General features: G+C 75.0%; 14 protein-coding genes. 3 read left to right on the forward strand and 11 right to left on the reverse strand.

What is annotated here, in order from left to right; all coding sequences use genetic code 11:
- Nucleotides 1-444: 444 nt before the first annotated feature.
- Nucleotides 445-1,953, forward strand: a complete 1,509-nt coding sequence (locus ACFXAM_RS08050) for an ABC1 kinase family protein (RefSeq protein ID WP_380288602.1) — start codon at nucleotides 445-447, stop codon at nucleotides 1,951-1,953.
- Between the two features lie 107 nt (nucleotides 1,954-2,060).
- On the opposite strand, the gene ACFXAM_RS08055 is transcribed toward ACFXAM_RS08050, so the two are convergent.
- From ACFXAM_RS08055 to ACFXAM_RS08070, 4 genes are all read right to left on the reverse strand, one after another.
- Nucleotides 2,061-2,459 carry a hypothetical protein gene (locus tag ACFXAM_RS08055; RefSeq protein WP_380288604.1) on the reverse strand — a complete coding sequence of 133 codons (399 nt, stop codon included), beginning with the start codon at nucleotides 2,457-2,459 and terminating at the stop codon, nucleotides 2,061-2,063.
- Nucleotides 2,456-2,821, reverse strand: coding sequence for a WhiB family transcriptional regulator (locus ACFXAM_RS08060; RefSeq protein ID WP_376149379.1), 366 nt, complete (start codon nucleotides 2,819-2,821; stop codon nucleotides 2,456-2,458). Before ACFXAM_RS08060 ends, ACFXAM_RS08055 begins: the two co-directional genes overlap by 4 nt.
- A 167-nt stretch (nucleotides 2,822-2,988) precedes the next feature.
- Nucleotides 2,989-3,465 carry a hypothetical protein gene (locus ACFXAM_RS08065; protein WP_380288608.1) on the reverse strand — a complete coding sequence of 159 codons (477 nt, stop codon included), beginning with the start codon at nucleotides 3,463-3,465 and terminating at the stop codon, nucleotides 2,989-2,991.
- Nucleotides 3,466-3,734: 269 nt separating this feature from the next.
- Nucleotides 3,735-5,999, reverse strand: coding sequence for an ATP-dependent DNA helicase UvrD2 (locus ACFXAM_RS08070; RefSeq protein WP_380288610.1), 2,265 nt, complete (start codon nucleotides 5,997-5,999; stop codon nucleotides 3,735-3,737).
- Nucleotides 6,000-6,269: 270 nt separating this feature from the next.
- Here ACFXAM_RS08070 and ACFXAM_RS08075 point away from each other — a divergent pair, with 270 nt between their 5' ends.
- Nucleotides 6,270-6,527, forward strand: a complete 258-nt coding sequence (locus ACFXAM_RS08075; protein WP_350563441.1) for a mycoredoxin — start codon at nucleotides 6,270-6,272, stop codon at nucleotides 6,525-6,527.
- Between the two features lie 98 nt (nucleotides 6,528-6,625).
- Here the strand turns inward: ACFXAM_RS08075 and ACFXAM_RS08080 are convergent, their stop codons facing one another.
- The 6 genes from ACFXAM_RS08080 to ACFXAM_RS08105 form a co-directional block, all read right to left on the reverse strand.
- Entirely contained in the window at nucleotides 6,626-7,480 is an 855-nt protein-coding gene (locus ACFXAM_RS08080; RefSeq protein ID WP_380288613.1) for a GntR family transcriptional regulator, read from the reverse strand.
- A gap of 292 nt (nucleotides 7,481-7,772) precedes the next feature.
- Complete coding sequence (nudC, locus tag ACFXAM_RS08085; protein ID WP_380288614.1) at nucleotides 7,773-8,723, reverse strand: NAD(+) diphosphatase; 951 nt, start codon at nucleotides 8,721-8,723, stop codon at nucleotides 7,773-7,775.
- A gap of 94 nt (nucleotides 8,724-8,817) precedes the next feature.
- Nucleotides 8,818-10,230 carry a dipeptidase gene (locus ACFXAM_RS08090; RefSeq protein ID WP_380288616.1) on the reverse strand — a complete coding sequence of 471 codons (1,413 nt, stop codon included), beginning with the start codon at nucleotides 10,228-10,230 and terminating at the stop codon, nucleotides 8,818-8,820.
- 209 nt (nucleotides 10,231-10,439) lie between these two features.
- Complete coding sequence (locus tag ACFXAM_RS08095; protein ID WP_380288618.1) at nucleotides 10,440-13,319, reverse strand: FtsX-like permease family protein; 2,880 nt, start codon at nucleotides 13,317-13,319, stop codon at nucleotides 10,440-10,442.
- Nucleotides 13,316-14,092, reverse strand: coding sequence for an ABC transporter ATP-binding protein (locus ACFXAM_RS08100; RefSeq protein WP_380288711.1), 777 nt, complete (start codon nucleotides 14,090-14,092; stop codon nucleotides 13,316-13,318). Before ACFXAM_RS08100 ends, ACFXAM_RS08095 begins: the two co-directional genes overlap by 4 nt.
- Before the next feature lie 92 nt (nucleotides 14,093-14,184).
- The gene (locus tag ACFXAM_RS08105; RefSeq protein ID WP_380288620.1) at nucleotides 14,185-14,838 is read right to left on the reverse strand and encodes a PadR family transcriptional regulator; all 654 of its coding nucleotides are present in this window, start codon (nucleotides 14,836-14,838) and stop codon (nucleotides 14,185-14,187) included.
- Between the two features lie 209 nt (nucleotides 14,839-15,047).
- Here ACFXAM_RS08105 and ACFXAM_RS08110 point away from each other — a divergent pair, with 209 nt between their 5' ends.
- Nucleotides 15,048-16,019, forward strand: coding sequence for an endonuclease/exonuclease/phosphatase family protein (locus ACFXAM_RS08110; protein WP_380288622.1), 972 nt, complete (start codon nucleotides 15,048-15,050; stop codon nucleotides 16,017-16,019).
- Nucleotides 16,020-16,029: 10 nt separating this feature from the next.
- On the opposite strand, the gene ACFXAM_RS08115 is transcribed toward ACFXAM_RS08110, so the two are convergent.
- A complete protein-coding gene (locus ACFXAM_RS08115) occupies nucleotides 16,030-17,295 on the reverse strand; it encodes a PP2C family protein-serine/threonine phosphatase (protein WP_380288624.1) in 1,266 nt (421 codons plus the stop codon).
- Nucleotides 17,296-17,418: the final 123 nt, after the last annotated feature.

Here is a 17,418-nt window from a genome sequence, read left to right on the forward strand (position 1 = left end):
TTTTTTTTTTTTATACACACCTCCCGCGGCGTGGGGGGGGCGGGGCGGGGGCGGGGGGCGGGCGGGGGCCGGCCCCCCCCCCCCGGCCCGGGAGGCCAGGACGAGCGGGGCGGACCGGGAGCGGCGCCGCCACGGTGGGTGGGACAGCCGGGGCGGGTGGAGCAGGGCAGGCCGCGCCGCCCGAGTGGGCGGCGCGGCCCCGGGGAGGCGGGGTCCGCCGCTCCGGTACCGGTCGGCTCGGCGCCGGTCGCCCCGGTCCGGGCCGGGGTCGAACTCGCCGCCGGGGAGGCCCGGTTGACGGGCCCGTGGCGGTGTCAGCCGGGGCGGTGCGGCCCCGGCGGGGCGGCGAATTCCGGCCGGGGCTGCGCCGTCGAACGGGCACAATGGCGTATGACGGTCGGCCCCCGCTGCGGGGGCCTTGGGCGTGTCGACTTGGAGGCCCGGGTGAGCGATCTTCCGCGCAAGGCAATGACCCGCACGGCACGACTCGCCGCTCTGCCGCTGGGGATAGCCGGCCGCGCCACCCTGGGTCTCGGGAAGCGGATCGGCGGCCGGTCGGCCGAGGTGGTGACCGCCGAGCTGCAACAGGCCACCGCCGACCAGCTGTTCAAGGTCCTGGGCGAGCTCAAGGGCGGGGCGATGAAGTTCGGGCAGGTGCTGTCCGTCTTCGAGGCCGCCCTGCCGGAAGAGGTGGCCGGCCCCTACCGGGCGGCGTTGACCAAGCTGCAGGACGCCGCGCCGCCGATGCCGGCGGCGAAGGTGCACGCGGCGCTGGCGCAGCGGCTGGGCGAGGACTGGCGGAGCCTGTTCCTGGAGTTCGACGACCGCCCGGCGGCGGCCGCGTCGATCGGCCAGGTGCACCGGGCGGTGTGGCACGACGGGCGCCCGGTCGCGGTCAAGGTGCAGTACCCGGGGGCGGGGGACGCCCTGTTGGCGGACCTGTCGCAGTTGAGCCGGGTGGCGTGGCTGCTGGGTCCGCTGATTCCGGGCCTGGACATCAAGCCACTGATCACGGAGCTGCGGGAGCGGGTCGCCGAGGAGCTGGACTACGGGCTGGAGGCGCAGGCGCAGCGCCGGCACGCGGAGGAGTTCGCGGGCGATCCGGAGATCGTGGTGCCGGGTGTGGTGGCGCAGGCGGACCAGGTGCTGGTGTCGGAGTGGATGGACGGCACGCCGCTGGCGGAGGTGATCGCCTCGGGTTCGCAGGAGGAGCGGGACGTCGCCGGCCGGCTGCTGGCGCGTTTCCTGTTCGCCGGTCCGTCACGGACGGGGTTGCTGCACGCGGATCCGCATCCGGGCAACTTCCGGCTGTTGAAGGACAACGGCCCGGTGGAGGGCTGGCGGCTGGGGGTGCTGGACTTCGGGACGGTGGACCGGTTGCCGGGAGGCCTGCCGGCGCCGATCGGGGCGTCGTTGCGGATGGCGTTGGCCGGGGACGCGGCGGGCGTGCTGGCGATGCTGCGCGAGGAGGGTTTCGTCAAGCCCTCGATCGAGCTGGATCCGGATGCGGTGCTGGACTACCTGGTGCCGATCATCGAGCCGGCGGCGGTGGAGTCGTTCCACTTCACCCGGGCGTGGATGCGGGCGCAGGCGGCACGGATCGCCGACCCGCGGTCGCCCGCGTACAACCTGGGCAAGCAGCTGAACCTGCCGCCGTCGTACCTGTTGATCCACCGGGTGACGCTGAGCACGATCGGGGTGCTCTGCCAGCTGGGGGCGAAGGCGCCGTTCCGGGCGGAGATGGTGGCGTGGCTGCCGGAGTTCGCCGAGGAGGGGTCGCCGGGGCGGGCGAAGGAGGCGGCGGCGGCAGCCGAGGCCCTGACGAAGCCCGAGGCCGCGGCGAAGAAGGCCGCCCCGAAGAACGCGGCCGCGAAGAAGCCCGCCGCGAAGAAGGCGGCGGCGGCGAAGAAGGCCGCCCCGGCCAGGCGCCGGAGCCCGTCCGCGGAGGGCTGATCCGCCGTCCGCCGTGAACGGCCGACGGCCGCAGGCCGCCTCCCGGTGTCGGGGGCGGCCTGCGGCGCGACGGGGGTCCTGATGGGTCTAGCTCACCGGCGTCCCGGTCACATCAGGGCGACGGCGAGGGCCTTGCGGGCCCGGAGCGAGGCGCGTTCGGCCTTCTGCTTGAGCCGCTGGGCCCGGGCGAGCCGGCTGACGAGCCGTTGGTGCTCGGCCTCCTGGAGGCGCTCTTGCATATGCGCCCGTGCCAGGGATTCATGGAGAAGTTGCATTTCGAGGGTCCTGTTCTGGATCTGAAGTTCGGTGGTCTGCTCGGCCCGGACGGTCGGATCGATGGCGGCGGCGGTCATGTGGTGGTCCTGCTCGTGGTGCGGTGTCGGGAAGGGGCGGATGCGGGCGGCGTCGGCCTTGGCGGCGGCGAGGCGTACGGAGCGGCGGAGGGCGTTGTCCAGCGGGGGCTGCTCTCCCCGGCGGACGGTTCCGGCTCCGGACGCGGGGTTCACGCCGCGACCTCGGTCTTGCGCGGGCGGCCGCGCGGCCGCTTGCGGGCCACGACGACACCCTGGACGAAGAGCTCGCCGCCCCAGACGCCCCAGGGCTCACGGCGCTCCAGGGCGCCGGTGAGACAGGCGTCCTTGACCGGGCAGGTGCCGCAGAGGGACTTCGCGTACTCGACGTCGGCGGGCGTCTCGGCGAAGAAGACCTCGGGGTCGAAGGCGCGGCACGGGATGGGGAGCCCGAGCTCCTCGGCCTGGTCGATCGAGGTGAACTGCATGGGGAGAACCTCCGGAGGGTCGGCCTGGTCGGCCTTCGTCTGGTCTGTCGGCGGTACGGACGGGGTGGGCGGCGTGATGACCGTGGACACTGTGGGCGTCTTCCTCGTCTTCTCAGTGGGTCCGGCTCAGCTGACTGGTGGGGCTGGGCCGGAGGCCCCGGGGGGCCTGGGTGGTCTTGCGTACCGGACAAAACAGAAGGGCCGCGGATCCCGGTGTTGGGGTTCCGCGGCCCTGGAGGCGCCGACCTGAGGCTGGCTCAGGTTCGTTCTCTCCAGGGTTCAGGGCCGCGGAAGGCCCGCATCCGGGCGGCCGTGGCGCCGTTGAAGGCGGCCATGGCCTGGTTGATCTGCTGCTCGTTCTGCTTCTGGGTGTTTCCGGCACCGATGACCCGCGCATAGCCGCCATGCATGGCAATGGCTACGACCGTCTTCGGTGCCTGGGTCGGTCGCTCATCACGCAGGGAGCGCGAAGCATCGACCGACGCCCAGTCGCGGGACAGACCAGTCTCGACACCGGTGCCGTCGAGGCTGCCGCCCTGGATGCCGTTGCTGCCGGGGCCAGTGTGTCCGAGGCCACTGACAGCGGGGGCGGGGGAAGCGGGAACGACGGAGACACCGGTGGTGTCGAGACCCAGACCGGTTTCGCACAGCTGGACGGCGAGCCGCAGGTTGGCGGCGCGCAGGGAGGCGGCGACGACGGTCTGGCCAGTCATTTTGGTGATCATGGTTTCCACTGCATTCGCCTCCTCTCGGCGTCTCGCGGAGCCTGGTTCCCCGGGCTCCGAACTGTTCGGATGTCTGTCTCGGTGAAGCTGGTGGAGCTCGGTGAGCTCGTGGGTGCAGGGGAGTGCGGCGACAGGCGTCACCCCGGACGATCGCGTCCCCTTGACCGCTCCGGCAGGCTATTGCGCTCCCGGCACGGCGCGCAAACTATTTTTCCGGCGAGTTTCCCGACGGTCTCCGCGGCGCCTCCCGGCACCGGCTGTGATCGCCCCGGACCGGCTCAGGCCGGTTCGTCCGGCTGGTCGTCCGTGACGTCCGCCGGATCCCTGACGGGCTCCTCCCCCGCACACAACGAGAGCACGGCGGCCCCGTATTTGTCCAGCTTCATCGCGCCGACCCCGGAGATGCCGGCGAGCTCCTGCCGGTTGGCGGGGACGTCCTCGGCGATGGCCATGAGGGTGGCGTCGGTGAACACGACGTAGGCGGGGGCGCCCTGTTCGCGGGCCTGGGCGGCGCGCCACTCGCGCAGCCGCTCGTAGAGCGCCTCGTCCATGGTGGAGGGGCAGCCCTCGCAGCGGCGGAGCTTGCGCTCGACGGCCTCGGTGAGGGCCCGCCCGCAGACCCGGCAGGTGACCGGGCCGCGGACCCGGCGCCCGGCGGAGCGCTCGCCGCCCCCGCCGGCCGCCCCGCCGCGCCCGGCGGACCGGCTGCCGGGGGCGCTGGAGCCGGGTCGCAGCCCGTCCAGGAAGCGGCTGGGCTTGCGGGAGGCGCGGCCGCCCGGGGAGCGGGAGAGCGCCCAGGAGAGGGTGAGGTGCTTGCGGGCGCGGGTGACGCCGACGTAGAGGAGGCGGCGCTCCTCCTCGACCTGCTCGTCGGTCTTGGCGTAGATGATCGGCAGGGTGCCCTCGGTGAGGCCGACGAGGAAGACGGCGTCCCATTCGAGGCCCTTGGCGGCGTGCAGGGAGGCGAGGGTGACGCCTTCGACGGCGGGGGCGTGCTGGGCGGCGGCGCGGGCGTCGAGTTCGGCGACGTAGGCGGCGAGGTCGGTGCCCTGCCCGTCGGCGGCGCGGCCGCGTTCGAACTCCTCGGCGAGCCGAACGAGGGCGGCGAGGGACTCCCAGCGGTCGCGGACGGCGCCGGATCCGGCCGGGGGTTCGGCGGTGAAGCCGCGGGTGGCGAGGACGGCCCGGACCTGGCCGGCGAGGTCGGGGGCGCCGTCGGTGACCGGGTCGGAGGCGGCGCGGGCGGCGCCGCGCAGCAGGACGCCGGCGTCGCGGACCTCGGGGCGCTCGAAGAACCGCTCGGCGCCCTTGAGCTGGTAGGGGACGCCGAGGTCGGCGAGGGCCTGCTCGTAGACCTCGGACTGGCCGTTGGTGCGGAAGAGCACGGCGATCTCGCTGGCGCGCACGCCGGCGGCGAGGAGCTCCTTGATCCGGCGGGCGGTGGTCTCGGCCTCGGTGGGTTCGTCCTCGTACTCGGTGTAGACCGGCTCGGGGCCGGCCTCGCGCTGGGAGACGAGTTCGAGGCGGTGGCGGGCGGCCTCGCCGCGGGCCTGGGCGAGGAGTCCGTTGGCGAGGTGGACGACCTGGGGGGTGGAGCGGTAGTCGCGGACGAGCTTGACGACGGTGGCCTCGGGGTGGCGGTTGCGGAAGCCGAGCAGGTAGTCGGGGGTGGCGCCGGTGAAGGAGTAGATGGTCTGGCTGGCGTCGCCGACGACGCAGAGGCTGGCGCCGCCGCCGGGGCCGGTCCACTGGTCGAGGAGGCGCTGCTGGAGCGGGGAGACGTCCTGGTACTCGTCGACGGTGAAGTGCCGGTACTGGGCGCGGACCTGGTCGGCGATGTCGGGGCGGTCCTCCAGGATGGCGGCGGTGAGCAGCAGCACGTCCTCGAAGTCGATGTTCCCGCGGCGGCTCTTGGTCTCCTCGTAGACGCGGTAGACCTGGGCGGTCTCGGCGGGGTCGCGGGGGGCGTCGCGGCCGGACTTGGCGACGGCGGCGGGGTAGTCGTCGGGGCCGGTCTGGGTGACCTTGGCCCATTCGATCTCGGCGGTGAGGTCGCGCAGTTCGGTGCGCTGGACGCGCAGCCCGCAGCGGCCGGCGGCCTCGGCGACGAGCTGGACCTTGCGCTCCAGCAGCTGGGGCACGGGTCCGCCGACGGCGCGGGGCCAGAAGTACTGGAGCTGGCGCAGCGCGGCGGCGTGGAAGGTGCGGGCCTGGACGCCGTCGGCGCCGAGCTGGCGCAGGCGGCCGCGCATCTCGCCGGCGGCGCGGGCGGTGAAGGTGACGGCGAGGACCTGCTGGGGCTGGTAGACGCCGCTGCGCACGCCGTAGGCGATGCGGTGGGTGATGGCGCGGGTCTTGCCGGTGCCGGCGCCGGCGAGGACGCAGACGGCACCGTGCAGGGCGGTGGCGACGGCGCGCTGTTCGGGGTCGAGTCCGGCCAGGACGGCGTCGGGGCCGCCGGCGGCGGGGTCGCCGAAGCGGTGGGCGTCCTGGTGTCCGTCGAACGGGCTGCCGCTCAAGAGGTCTTCCTGCATGCGTTCCATCCTCTCAGCCCGCGCGGACATCGCGGGCGGGGTTGTCCACAGGTGCGGTGTGATCGCCGGATGATCGCGCCGAGGACGGCGGATGGTTGCACGTGGGGGCGCGGTCTCTGCCACCCGCGCCGGTTCGGGTGGGTGCACGCCGGTGCGGTCCGGCCGGCCGCGCGCGGAATGACCGCCGGGCGGTGGACGTTCTCCCCCCGGAGCCGCGCGACCCGCGCGGCGCCCCCGCCAAGGCCCCCGGCCCCTCCCCGATCAGAAGGAGTCCCCTCGATGTCCGGCAGCGTGACGATGTACAGCACGACCTGGTGCGGCTACTGCAACCGGCTCAAGAGCCAGCTGCAGCGCGAGGGCATCGGCTACACCGAGATCAACATCGAGGAGGACCCGGCGTCGGCGGCCTTCGTCGAGTCGGTGAACAACGGCAACCAGACCGTTCCGACCGTGCTGGTGCAGCCGGCCGGCGGCGGCGAGCGGGTCGTGATGACCAACCCGAGCCTGCTGCAGGTCAAGAAGGCCCTCGCGGCCTGATCCCCGCGCTCCGCCCGCGGCCGTGCCCTGCCCCGCCCCGCGCGCGGCACCGCACGGCGGCCCGGGCGGTCCCGGCCCGGCGCGCCCGCCCACCGCGGCTACGGCGCGTCGGCCCGGGCCGCCTCGACGGGCGCGGCGGGCCCGGGCAGGACGGTCCGGGCCGCGAGGTCGCCGACGCCGTAGACCAGCCGGCTGCGGTCGGCGGAGTAGCGGGTCTCGATGACCCGCACGGGTCCGCGCCGGTCGTAGGTGACCCGGGTCTGGACCATCAGCGGCACCCCGGGTCCGCCCTGGAACCACTGCGCCTCCTCGGGCCCGGGCATCCGGGCGACGAGGTGGTCGACGGCCCCGATCTCGGTGCGGCCGAGGGCGGCGAGCACCGCCTCGTCGCCGCCGTCGATCTGGTCGGGCTCCATCAGCGGGGTGCCGGCGGCGAGGCCGGCCCGGTAGTGGCTCTCCTCGATGGAGTACGGCTCGCGGTCGAGCATGCGCAGCTGGCGGCGGACCACGATGGCCTCGCCGGGGCGCAGTCCGAGCCGCTCGGCGATGTCGACGCGGGCCCGGACGATCATCATCTCGAAGTCGACGGTGAGTTCGCGCCCGCTCTCGGCGGCCTCGCCGCGGTAGACGGCGCTGGGGACGGCCAGGCAGTCGCGGGGGCCGGGGTCCTGCGGGTCGAGGCGGGGGGCGGGCCCGTAGGCGCGGTGGTCGAGCACGGGGTGCTCGCGCAGATAGGTGCCCTTGCCCTGGAGGCGGACCAGCCGGCCCTCGTTGACGAGGACGTCGACGGCGAGCCGGACGGTGTTGCGGGCGACGCCGTACTGGCGTTCCAGTTCGCTCTCGACCGGCAGGGCGGCCGCGGCGGTGAACTCGCCCTCGGCGATCCGGCGGCGCAGGTCGGCGGCGAGGCGCTGGTATTTGGGGGATTGGGTGGTACCCCGGGGGATTGTCACCCGAGTGAATGTAGCGAGCCGGGTGAGGGGCTTTCAGGCGTTTGCGGCAAAGTCCGCCGGGATCGGTGACACTGCCGGACGGGGCCCCGGGGGCCGTACTGGACAGGGCCGCTCCGGTTACGAACATCCTGGGGAGACCGATTCGAAAAGGAAATGGGGGGCGCGTGGATCAACTCCACACGCCCCCCATCCACAGAACACGCCGAACGCGTCGAACGCGTCGAACGCGCCGAACGCGTCGAACACGCCGAACACACCGAACGCGCCGGACGCTCCCGCCGCCCGCCGGGAATTACCAGCGGGCCGCCGACGGCAGCGGCTCCCCGTACCAGACCTCGACCAGGTGCCGGGCGATCGAGATCCCGGACGGCGGCAGGATCTCCCCCGCCGCCATCCCCGCCCGCAGCTCCTCCCGGGAGAACCAGCGCGCCTCCGCCAGCTCCTCCCCGTCCACGGTGATCGCGGTGCCCTCCGGGTACGCCCGGCCCAGGAAGCCCAGCATCAGGCTGGACGGGAACGGCCACGGCTGGCTGGCCACGTAGGAGACCTCGGCGACCCGCACCCCGGCCTCCTCCTGCACCTCGCGCACCACCGCCTGCTCGATCGACTCCCCCGGCTCGACGAAGCCGGCCAGCGTCGACCAGCGGCCCTCCGGCCACAGCGCCTGGCGGCCGAGCAGGCAGCGGTCCTGCTCGTCGGTGATCAGCATGATCACCGCCGGGTCGGTGCGCGGGTAGTGCTCGGCGGCGCAGGAGGTGCAGCGCCGCACGTGCCCGGCCCCGGCCTTCTCGGTCGGGTGGCCGCAGCGCGAGCAGAAGCTGTGCAGCCGGTGCCAGTGCTCCAGCGCGACGGCGTGCACCAGCAGCCCGGCGTCCCGGTCGGACAGCAGCGCGCCGACCTCGCGCAGCCCGGCCGGGCGGGCGTCGCCGTCCAGCCGGCCCGGCAGGCTCTCGCCGGCCAGCGCGAAGTAGGAGACGCCCTCCTCGTCGGTGCCGAGGAAGTACCGGTCGCCGCTCTGCGGTGCCTCGAAGGAGGGCATCAGGACCAGCTCGGTCCCCTGCCCGGTGTCCACCACGAACGCCTCGCCGCCGGCGATCGGCAGCACCTTGGTGGACGGGTGGCTCCACGCGGCCGCCAGCCAGGGCTCGTCGAACCGGTGCTGGGCCGCCCGGTCCACCCCGGCCCGGGCCAGCGCCAGGTGCGACGGGCGTTCGGTCTCAGGCACGGTGCTCAACTGTTCCATCCCCACGTGATCGGTCTTCCGGACGGTTCGGGTCCGCGCGGACCACCGGGACGGGACGCGCCCGTCCCCCGGTCCGCCCGCGCTCGCCCGCGGTTCACGCGCTCTCGCCGCCCGGCCGCCAGTTCTCGGCCAGGTCGGCCCACAGGTAGGCGGCGGTCTCGACGCCCTTGGCCAGCAGGTCCAGCTCGACCTTCTCGTCCACCGAGTGCCAGCCGTCCGAGGGCACCGAGATGCCGAGGAACAGCACCGGCGCGCCGAGCACGTCCTGGAGGTCGGCGGCCGGACCGGAACCGCCCTCACGGGTGAACAGGATCTTCTGCTCGAAGGCCCGGCCCATCGCCCGGACGGTGGACTGCAGCGCCGGGTGGTCGAGCGGGGTCAGACAGGGCCGGGTCGCTCCCGGGAAGACCAGCTCGTGACGGATGCCCTCGGGGACCCGGTCGGCTACCCAGGAGCGGACGGCCTCGCGGACCTTCTCGACCTCCTGCCCGGCGACCAGCCGGAAGGAGAGCTTCAGGTGGGCCGAGGCGGGCACGATGGTCTTGCCGCCGGGGCCGGTGTAACCGCCCCAGATGCCGTTGACCTCGGCGGTCGGGCGGGCCCAGATCCGCTCCAGGGTGGAGTAGCCGGCCTCGCCGCGGGTGCCGTACGACTTGGCGGTCCGCAGCCAGGCCGCCTCGTCGAAGGGCAGCTCGGCGAAGAGCGCCCGCTCGCGGTCGGTCAGCTCGACCACGCCGTCGTAGAAGCCGGGGACGGCGACCCGGTGGTCGGCGTCGTGCAGGGCGGCGGCCAGCTCGGCGGCGACGGTGGCCGGGTTGGGCACGGCGCCGCCGAAGGAGCCGGAGTGGATGTCGGTGTCCGGCCCGTACAGGTCGATCTGGGCGTCGGCCAGGCCCCGCATGCCGGTGCAGACGGTCGGCGTGGTCTCGGACCACATGCCGGTGTCCGAGATGATCACGACGTCGGCGGCCAGCCGGCCGGCCTCGCGGCGCACCAGGTCGGCGAAGTGCGGGGAGCCGGACTCCTCCTCGCCCTCGATCAGCAGCTTGAGGTTGACGGCCGGCGCGGTGCGGCCGGTGGCGGCCAGGTGGGCGCGCACGCCGAGGGTGTGGAAGAACACCTGGCCCTTGTCGTCGGCGGCGCCCCGGGCGTAGAGCCGGTTGCCGACCACGGTCGGCTCGAACGGGTCGGTCGCCCAGCCGTCCTCCTTGGCGGCGGGCTGCACGTCGTGGTGGCCGTAGACGAGGACGGTCGGCGCGTCCGGGTCCCCCGAGGGCCACTCGGCGAAGACGGCCGGCAGGCCGTCGGTCTCCCACACCTCCGTCACCGGGAAGCCGGTGTCGCGCAGCTTGGCGGCCAGCCACTCGGCGGAGCGGCGGACGTCTCCGGCCCGGCCGGGGTCGGCGGACACCGAGGGGATGCGGAGCCAGTCCGCGAGGTCCGCGAGGAAGGCGGGCCGGTGCTGGTCGATGAAGGAGCGGACGACGCTGTCCGGGGTTCTCGTCATACGGACGACTTTAGTTCGCCCGGGTGCCTGCGAGCGGCCCCGGTCCCGAAGCACGGGCATCCCGGGGGCTGTTACGTCCGTCACCCCGGACGCGTCGGGCGTCCGGGGTGACGGGTGGGACGGGTGTGCCGGCCGGCGGCCGCCGGTTGACGGGCACCGGTTGACGGCCGCCGGCCGACGGGGCCGGGACGGCGGGCGGCGGACCCGGCTCAGCCGGTGCGGCGCAGCAGCGAGATCCGCGAGCGGGTGAGCAGCGCGGCCAGCGCCACCGCGAGCAGCGGCAGCAGGATCACGGTGCCCGCGATGTTGAGCCAGGGGAACACCACGATGCCCTTGGCCGCCTGTTCCTGCAGGGTCATCCCGGGGTAGGTGCTCGCGGCGCCCTCGACCTTGCGCAGGGCGATCGCGGGCACCACGCCGGCGACGGCCCCGAGCAGGGCGCCCATGGCGGCGATGACGCCGCACTGGAAGCCGGACAGGGTGCGCCGGATCCGGGGCGCGGCGCCGACCGCCGCGAGGGTGGTGAGGTCGCGCTGGGAGTCGGCGGCGGCGAGGCCGGTGGCGATGCCGGCGGCGCCGAGCGCGACCAGGCCGGCGAACACGGTGAGGCCGAGGGTGATGAGGTCGCCCGGGGACCGGTAGCCGCGTTCGATGTCGAACTGGATGCCGTCGGAGAGCTTGGCGAGCGCGGCGCGGGCCTTCTGCTCCGCGGCGTCGGAGGCGGGGCCGTCGGGCCGCCACACCGAGCCGATGTCGCGGGTGGTGAGGCCGAGGCGCCGCGCGGTGTCGGGGTTGAGCACCACCTGGTCGTTCGGCCCCAGCGGGGAGGTGGCGAGGTGGGCGTCGACGGTGACCGGGTGGACGGCCGGCTCGGCGTCCGGGTTGTTCGGGTCCCTCGGCTCGGTGAGCTCCAGGAGGGCCTTGCCGTCCTTGATGTAGCGCTCGTCGAAGACGACGGCCTTGCCGGCCGCGAGGGCCTGGGCGGCGGCCTGGTCGGTGACGTCGTAGAGGTTGCGCAGCAGGGCGCCGTCACCGGCCTGGGTCATGCCGAAGGGGCTGCCGTGGGAGATCCGCTGCTCCTGGCAGCGCGGGTCCTCGCGGGTGAGCCGTTCGACCTCGCCCGGGCCGAGCTTCATCGCGTTGCGGCCCGCGGCGGGGCAGCGGCGCTCCTCGGGCATCACGAGCGCGGCCCAGCCGCAGATGCCGTCGCGGCTGACCATGCAGTCGCCCTGGTAGTTGACGCGCTGGACGTCGGCGCGGGTGCCGAGCCCGGGGACGCTGTTCTGCACGGCGCCGCGCATCTGCGGGAGCAGCGAGCCGTCGGAGCCGGCGCCCCAGCCGGCGGAGAGCACGATGGAGTGGTCGGGGCCGGAGGCGACGTACTCGCGGCGCAGTTCCTCGTCGGAGCTGGTGGTGTAGACGCCGACGGCGACCGAGCCGGCGACGGCGGCCATGACGGCGGCGACGGCGGGGGCGGTGCGGCCGCGGTGGCGCACCGAGTCGCGCAGGGCGAGGCGGGGGCCGAGCGGCAGCCAGCGGCCGATCCGTCCGAAGAGGCCGACCAGGTAGGGGGCGAGGGCGACCATGCCGAGTTCGGCGACGGCCGAGCCCCCGAGGACGGCGACGGAGCGGCCGCCGAAGCCGCCGGTGGCGCCGAGCAGGGCGAGGGCGGAGCCGCCGCCGAGCATCAGCAGGCCGAGCAGGGCGAGCCTGCGGCTGGGCGGCTTGAGGGTGTCGCGGCCGGTGAGGGCGGCGACGACGTCCTGCCGGGAGGCCTGGACGGCGGGCACGACGGCGGCCAGCAGACCGGTGACGAGGCCGATCAGGGCGATGCCGAGCAGGTCGAGCGGCTGGAGGTCGAAGTGGCCGAAGCGCTGGCCGGAGAACTCCTCGGCCCGGGTGCGCAGCAGGGCGACCAGGCCGATGCCGACGGCGAGGCCGACGACGGCGCCGGTGAGGCCGAGGACGACACCGCCGCCGAGGACGACGGCGCGCACCTGGGCGCGGTCACCGCCGCCGGCGGCGAGCAGGCCGAGCTGGCGGCGGGAGCGGCGGGCGCCGACCGCGAAGGCCGGGCCGGCGAGCAGGACGATCTCCAGCAGGGCCATGCCCATGACGGTGCCGAGGACGACGACCGAGGTCCGGTCGAGGAAGGGGGTGCGGCTGCTGTCGCCCCGGCTGTCCTGGTCGACGTAGAACGGCACCTCGGAGCGGGGCGGCGGGTCGAGGATCACGGTGCGCGAGGCGACGAGGAACCCGTACTTGTTGAGCTCCATGACCTTGGGCCAGTCGAGCGTGGTCCCGGCCGGGAGCTTGACGAGCCAGTTGTTGGCCTCGTCGCTGACGGAGGTGCGCCCGCGCGTGCCGGGCTCGCCGGGCAGCTTGGCGAGCGGGTCGATCACGGCGCCGGGGCGGGCGAACAGGCCCGCGTTGCGCAGGTCGCCGGGGTGCTCGGCGACGCCGGTGATGGTGTACGGGGTGGCTTCGAGGCCGCGCGGAGAGGTGCGGTCGCCGATCTTCAGCCCGGAGGTGTCGAGGAACGTCTGGGTGACGGCGATCTCGTGGTCGGCGCTGGGGGCCCGGCCCTTGACCATGTCGTAGCGGCCGTGCCAGACCGGGTCGGTGAGGTCGAGTTCGGTGATCCGGACGTTGGTGAGGCCCTCGGCGGTGCTGGTGGTGATGTAGGGGCCCTCGTGCAGCGGCACGAGGGTGGCGCCGGGCAGCAGTTGCCGGGCGAGGTCGGCGGGCGCGGTGTCGAGGCTGCGCTGCTGCTCGGGGGTGAGGACGGGCTTGCCGTTCTCCTTCTTCGCGTCGTCGACGGTGGTGATCTTGCGGTCCACGTCGGGGTCGGGGGTCTGCAGGACGACGGCGCCGCGGTCGAGGATCTCCAGGGAGGCGCCGGCCTGGCCCATGGTGCGCTCGATCCTCTCGATCGGATCGAGTTCGGCGCTGCGGAAGAACACGTCGGCGCCGGTGACGCCGAGGACGGGAAGCGCCACCATGGCGACGACGAGGGCGCTGCGGCCCTTGGCGCGCAGGGCGTCGCGGCGGGCGATGCGCAGGGCGACCCGCCAGGAACCGAGCTTCACTGCCCCACCGGGCCCTTCGCGTTGGCGGCGGCGGCGACGAGCAGGCTGCCGGCGTCCTGGCTGGCACTCTCGTCGACCATCCGGCCGTCGCGCAGGAAGACGACGCGGTCGGCCCAGGCGGCGTGCCGGGGCTCGTGGGTGACCATCATGGCGGCGGCGCCGGCGTCGCAGCGGGCGCGCAGCACGGCGAGGACGGCTTCGCCGGTGGTGGAGTCGAGGGCGCCGGTGGGCTCGTCGGCGAGGACGAGGCGGCGGTCGCCGATGAGGGCGCGGGCGATGGCGACGCGCTGCTGCTGGCCGCCGGACATGTCGTCGGGGAAGCGGTCGGCGAGTTCGGGGATGCCGAGTTCCTCCAGCGCGGTGAGCGCCTCGCGGCGGGCGGCGCGGGTGGACAGGCCGTCGAGTTCGCGCGGCAGGGAGATGTTCTCGGCGGCGGTGAGGGCCGGGATGAGGTTGTAGTCCTGGAAGACGTAGCCGACGGAGCGGCGGCGGACCTCGGCGAGGCGCTTGCGGCTGAGGCCGCCGAGGGCGACGCCCTCCACCAGGACCTGGCCGTTGCTGGGCGTGTCGAGGCCGCCGGCGAGGGTGAGCAGGGTGGACTTGCCGGAGCCGGAGGGGCCCATGACGGCGACGAACTCGCCGGGGTGGACCTTGAGGTCGACGCCGCGCAGCGCCTGGACCTCGGCGGCGCCCTGGCCGTGGACGCGGGTGACGTTGTCCAGGTGGAGAACGGCGCCGGTGCCGTTCCCGCTCGGACCGCTGTGGGACACGATTCCCCCTGCTGTGGTGGGGCCCGTCGCACGGTGGTGGGTGGCGGGCCGGTGGTTCGTTCGTTCGGTTCGGGCGGGGCCGGGCCCCGGGTGGTTCAGGCCCTGCTGCGACGGCGCCCGAACCGGGTGGGTGCGGGCGGGGCGTCGTCGGCGGGGGTCCCGGTGCCGCGGGCTTCGGCGGCGCGGGCCTGTTCGACCTCGGCGCGCTGGGCGAGCCGGGTCTCGCAGTGGTCGAGCCAGCGGATCTCGGCCTCGGTCTGGAAGATCAGCTGTTCGAGGACGAGCAGCCAGGCCAGGTCGGAGCCGACCTGGTCGCCGGCGCCGCCGGGCCGGGCCTCGCCGGCGAGGGCGCGGCCCTTGAGCCGGGTGTAGTCCTGGAGCGCCTTGATGCTGTGCCGGCGCTGGCCCTGGACGACGGCGGGCACGTCGACGCCGGGGACGGTGACGGCCATCGCGAGTTTGATGGCGAGTTCGTCGCGCGGCGGGTTGGTGCGCGGTACCGGGGTGTCGAACCAGGCGCGCAGTTCGGCGCGGCCGGCGTCGGTGGCGGCGTAGAACTGGTGGCCCTCCTCGTCCTCCCCGGCGGGGACGACCAGGCCGTCGCGTTCCAGGCGGGCGAGGGTGGTGTAGACCTGGCCGACGTTGAGCGGCCAGGTGGCGCCGGTGCGCGCCTCGAACTCGGTTCTCAGCTGGTAGCCGTAGCGCGGCCCCTGGTCGAGCAGGGCGAGCAGGCCGTGGCGGATGGACATACCGAGTATGTATACCGGGTATGCTCGACGGGTCAAGCCGGGGGGTCCGTCCGGGCAGCCGCCGGGGGCGGGCCGGGCAGCGGGCCGGGGCCGGCCGCGGACGGGCCGCCTGCGGGGGGCGGACGGGCCTCCGGTCCCGGGCCGCGGGGCGGGCCCGGACGTCCGGCCGGGGGTCCGGCCGTCACCGGCGGCGGGTAACGTCGGGGGGCGTGAGCCAGTTGCGCATCGCCACCTTCAATCTGTTGCACGGTCAGCCGCTCGCGCCCGACGGCGCCCCGCGGCCCTACCCGGCCGACCCCGGCGGGCCGCTCGCGCAGGCGGTGGCCGCGCTGGACGCCGACGTCCTTGCGCTCCAGGAGGTGGACCGCGGACAGGCCCGCTCCGGCGGCACCGACCAGGCCGCCGTCGCCGCCACCGCGATGGGCGCCGGGGACTGGCGGTTCGCCGCCGCCCTGCACGGCCGCCCCGCACCGGTGGCGGGCTGGCTGCCGGAGGCCTCGGCACCCCCCGGGATCCGGGTGTACGGGCCTGCCGAGGTCGGCGACGGCGCGCCGCCCGCCTACGGCACGGCGCTGCTGACCCGGCTGCCGGTGCGGCACTGGCGGGCCCGCCGGTTCGCGCCGGCCCCGTTCGGCCTGCCGCTGCGGGTGGCCGGGCGGCGCGGGCTGACCCCGGTGCCGGACGAGCCGCGGGCCGCGCTGGCCGCCGTCCTGGAGGGTGCGCACGGCCCGTTCACCGTGGTGGCCGCGCACCTGTCGTTCGTGCCGGGCTGGAACATGGCGCAGCTGGCGGCGATCCGCCGGTGGATCGCCGACCTGCCGCAGCCGTACCTGGTGCTGGGGGACTTCAATCTGGTGGGCGCGGTGCCGCGCACCGTGCTGGGCGGGGCGAGCGCGCTGGAGCGGTCGGCGCCGCGGGTGCGGGTGCGGGAGCTGCGGGCGGCCCGCCGGGCCCGGCCGGTGCTCCCGGAACCGCGCCGGCGGCGGGTGCGCGAGCCGCGGGCGCGGCTCCAGGGCTGGTCGGACCTGGCCCGGACGCCGACCTATCCGTCGCACCGGCCGGCCGTGCAGTTCGACCACGTGCTGGCGGTCGGGGTGCCGCGCTCCGCGGTGGGGGCGGCGTCCGCTCCGCGCGCGGAGGTGTCGGACCACCGGCCGCTGGTGGTCCGGGTGTCCCTCTGACCGCGGGCCCTCACTGCCGGGACAGGTGCCCGTTCTGCTGGGGGACGAGGGGGACGGGCGGGACGGGCGGGGCGGCCGGGCGGGCCGGGTCGGCGGGCAGCTGCACGGCGGTCACGGCGGGCTCCGGACGGTCGGCGGCGGACGGGGGCTCGTACTGGAGGAGCAGCATGGCGGCGTCGTCGCCGAGCTGGCGCCCGACGTGGCGCACCACGTCCTCGTGCAGGAGGCGCAGCACGTCGACGGGTCCGCCCCGGGCGCAGCGCGGGAGGCGTTCGGCGAGCGGGTAGAAGGTGCCGGCCCGGTCCCGGGCCTCGATGACGCCGTCGGTGAACAGCAGGACGCGGTCGCCGGGGTGCAGCGGGACGCGGTGGACCGGGGGGCGGACGTCGGCGGGGTCGAGGACGCCGAGCGGGGGCACCGTCTCGGCGAGTTCCAGCGGGCGGGCGGCCTCGGTGCCGCGCAGCAGCAGCGGGGCGGGGTGGCCGCAGTTGACGATCTCGGCGGTGCCGTCGGGGCCGACGCCGATGAGCACGAGGGTGACGAACTCCTCCTCGACGCCGGGGTGGTCGTTCTCGTGCAGGGCGCGGTCGAGGCTGTCGGCGAGCCAGCCGGCGACCCGGTCGAGGGCCGCCTCCTGGTGGGCGGCCTCGCGGAAGGCGCCGAGCACGGCGGCGGCGGTCTCGACCGCGCCGAGGCCCTTGCCGCGCACGTCGCCGACGACGGCGCGCACGCCGTGGCGGGTGTTGACGACCTCGTAGAGGTCGCCGCCGATGCGGGCGTGGGCGGCGGCGGCCGCGTAGTGGACGGCGGCGCGCACGGTGCCGACGCGGTCGGGGACGGGGCGCAGCAGGACGCGCCGGGCGATGGAGGCGACGAGCTGGGCGTCGGCGAGCAGGCGTTCCTGGCGCAGCCTCAGGGTGGCACTGACCCAGCCGATCGCGGCGACGAGGACGATGGCGAAGACGGTGGCGCTGTGCACGGACTCGCCGAGCACGTCGTTGCGGAAGGCCATCAGGAAGGCGGCGGCCTCGGTGCAGGCGCCGATGGCGAGGGGGTACCAGGTGCGGCGGCTGACCACGGCGGCCAGCGCCGGAACGGCGGTGAGCGCCGGTTCGACGGTCACTGCGGCGTCGGTGAAGTAGTCGAGGACGACGACCAGCGCCATGCCGATGAACGGCAGCGACAGTGCCGTCCTCGGCCAGGTGCCGGTCGCCCCGGGCGCGGCCCCCGGGGCCGGCCCGGCGAACCGTTCTCTGATCCATCCGGTCGCGCTCAACTTCGGTTCTCCAGCAGAAGACGCCGATGCCCAGGGGCACCTGCGGTGATGACTGAGGGTTAGGGAATACGGGCCTCGCTGGCGGCCGGAGCACGGGGGTTGACCGGTTACCGACCCCACAAT

Source organism: Kitasatospora sp. NPDC059462, assembly GCF_042749955.1.
Lineage (GTDB): Bacteria > Actinomycetota > Actinomycetes > Streptomycetales > Streptomycetaceae > Kitasatospora.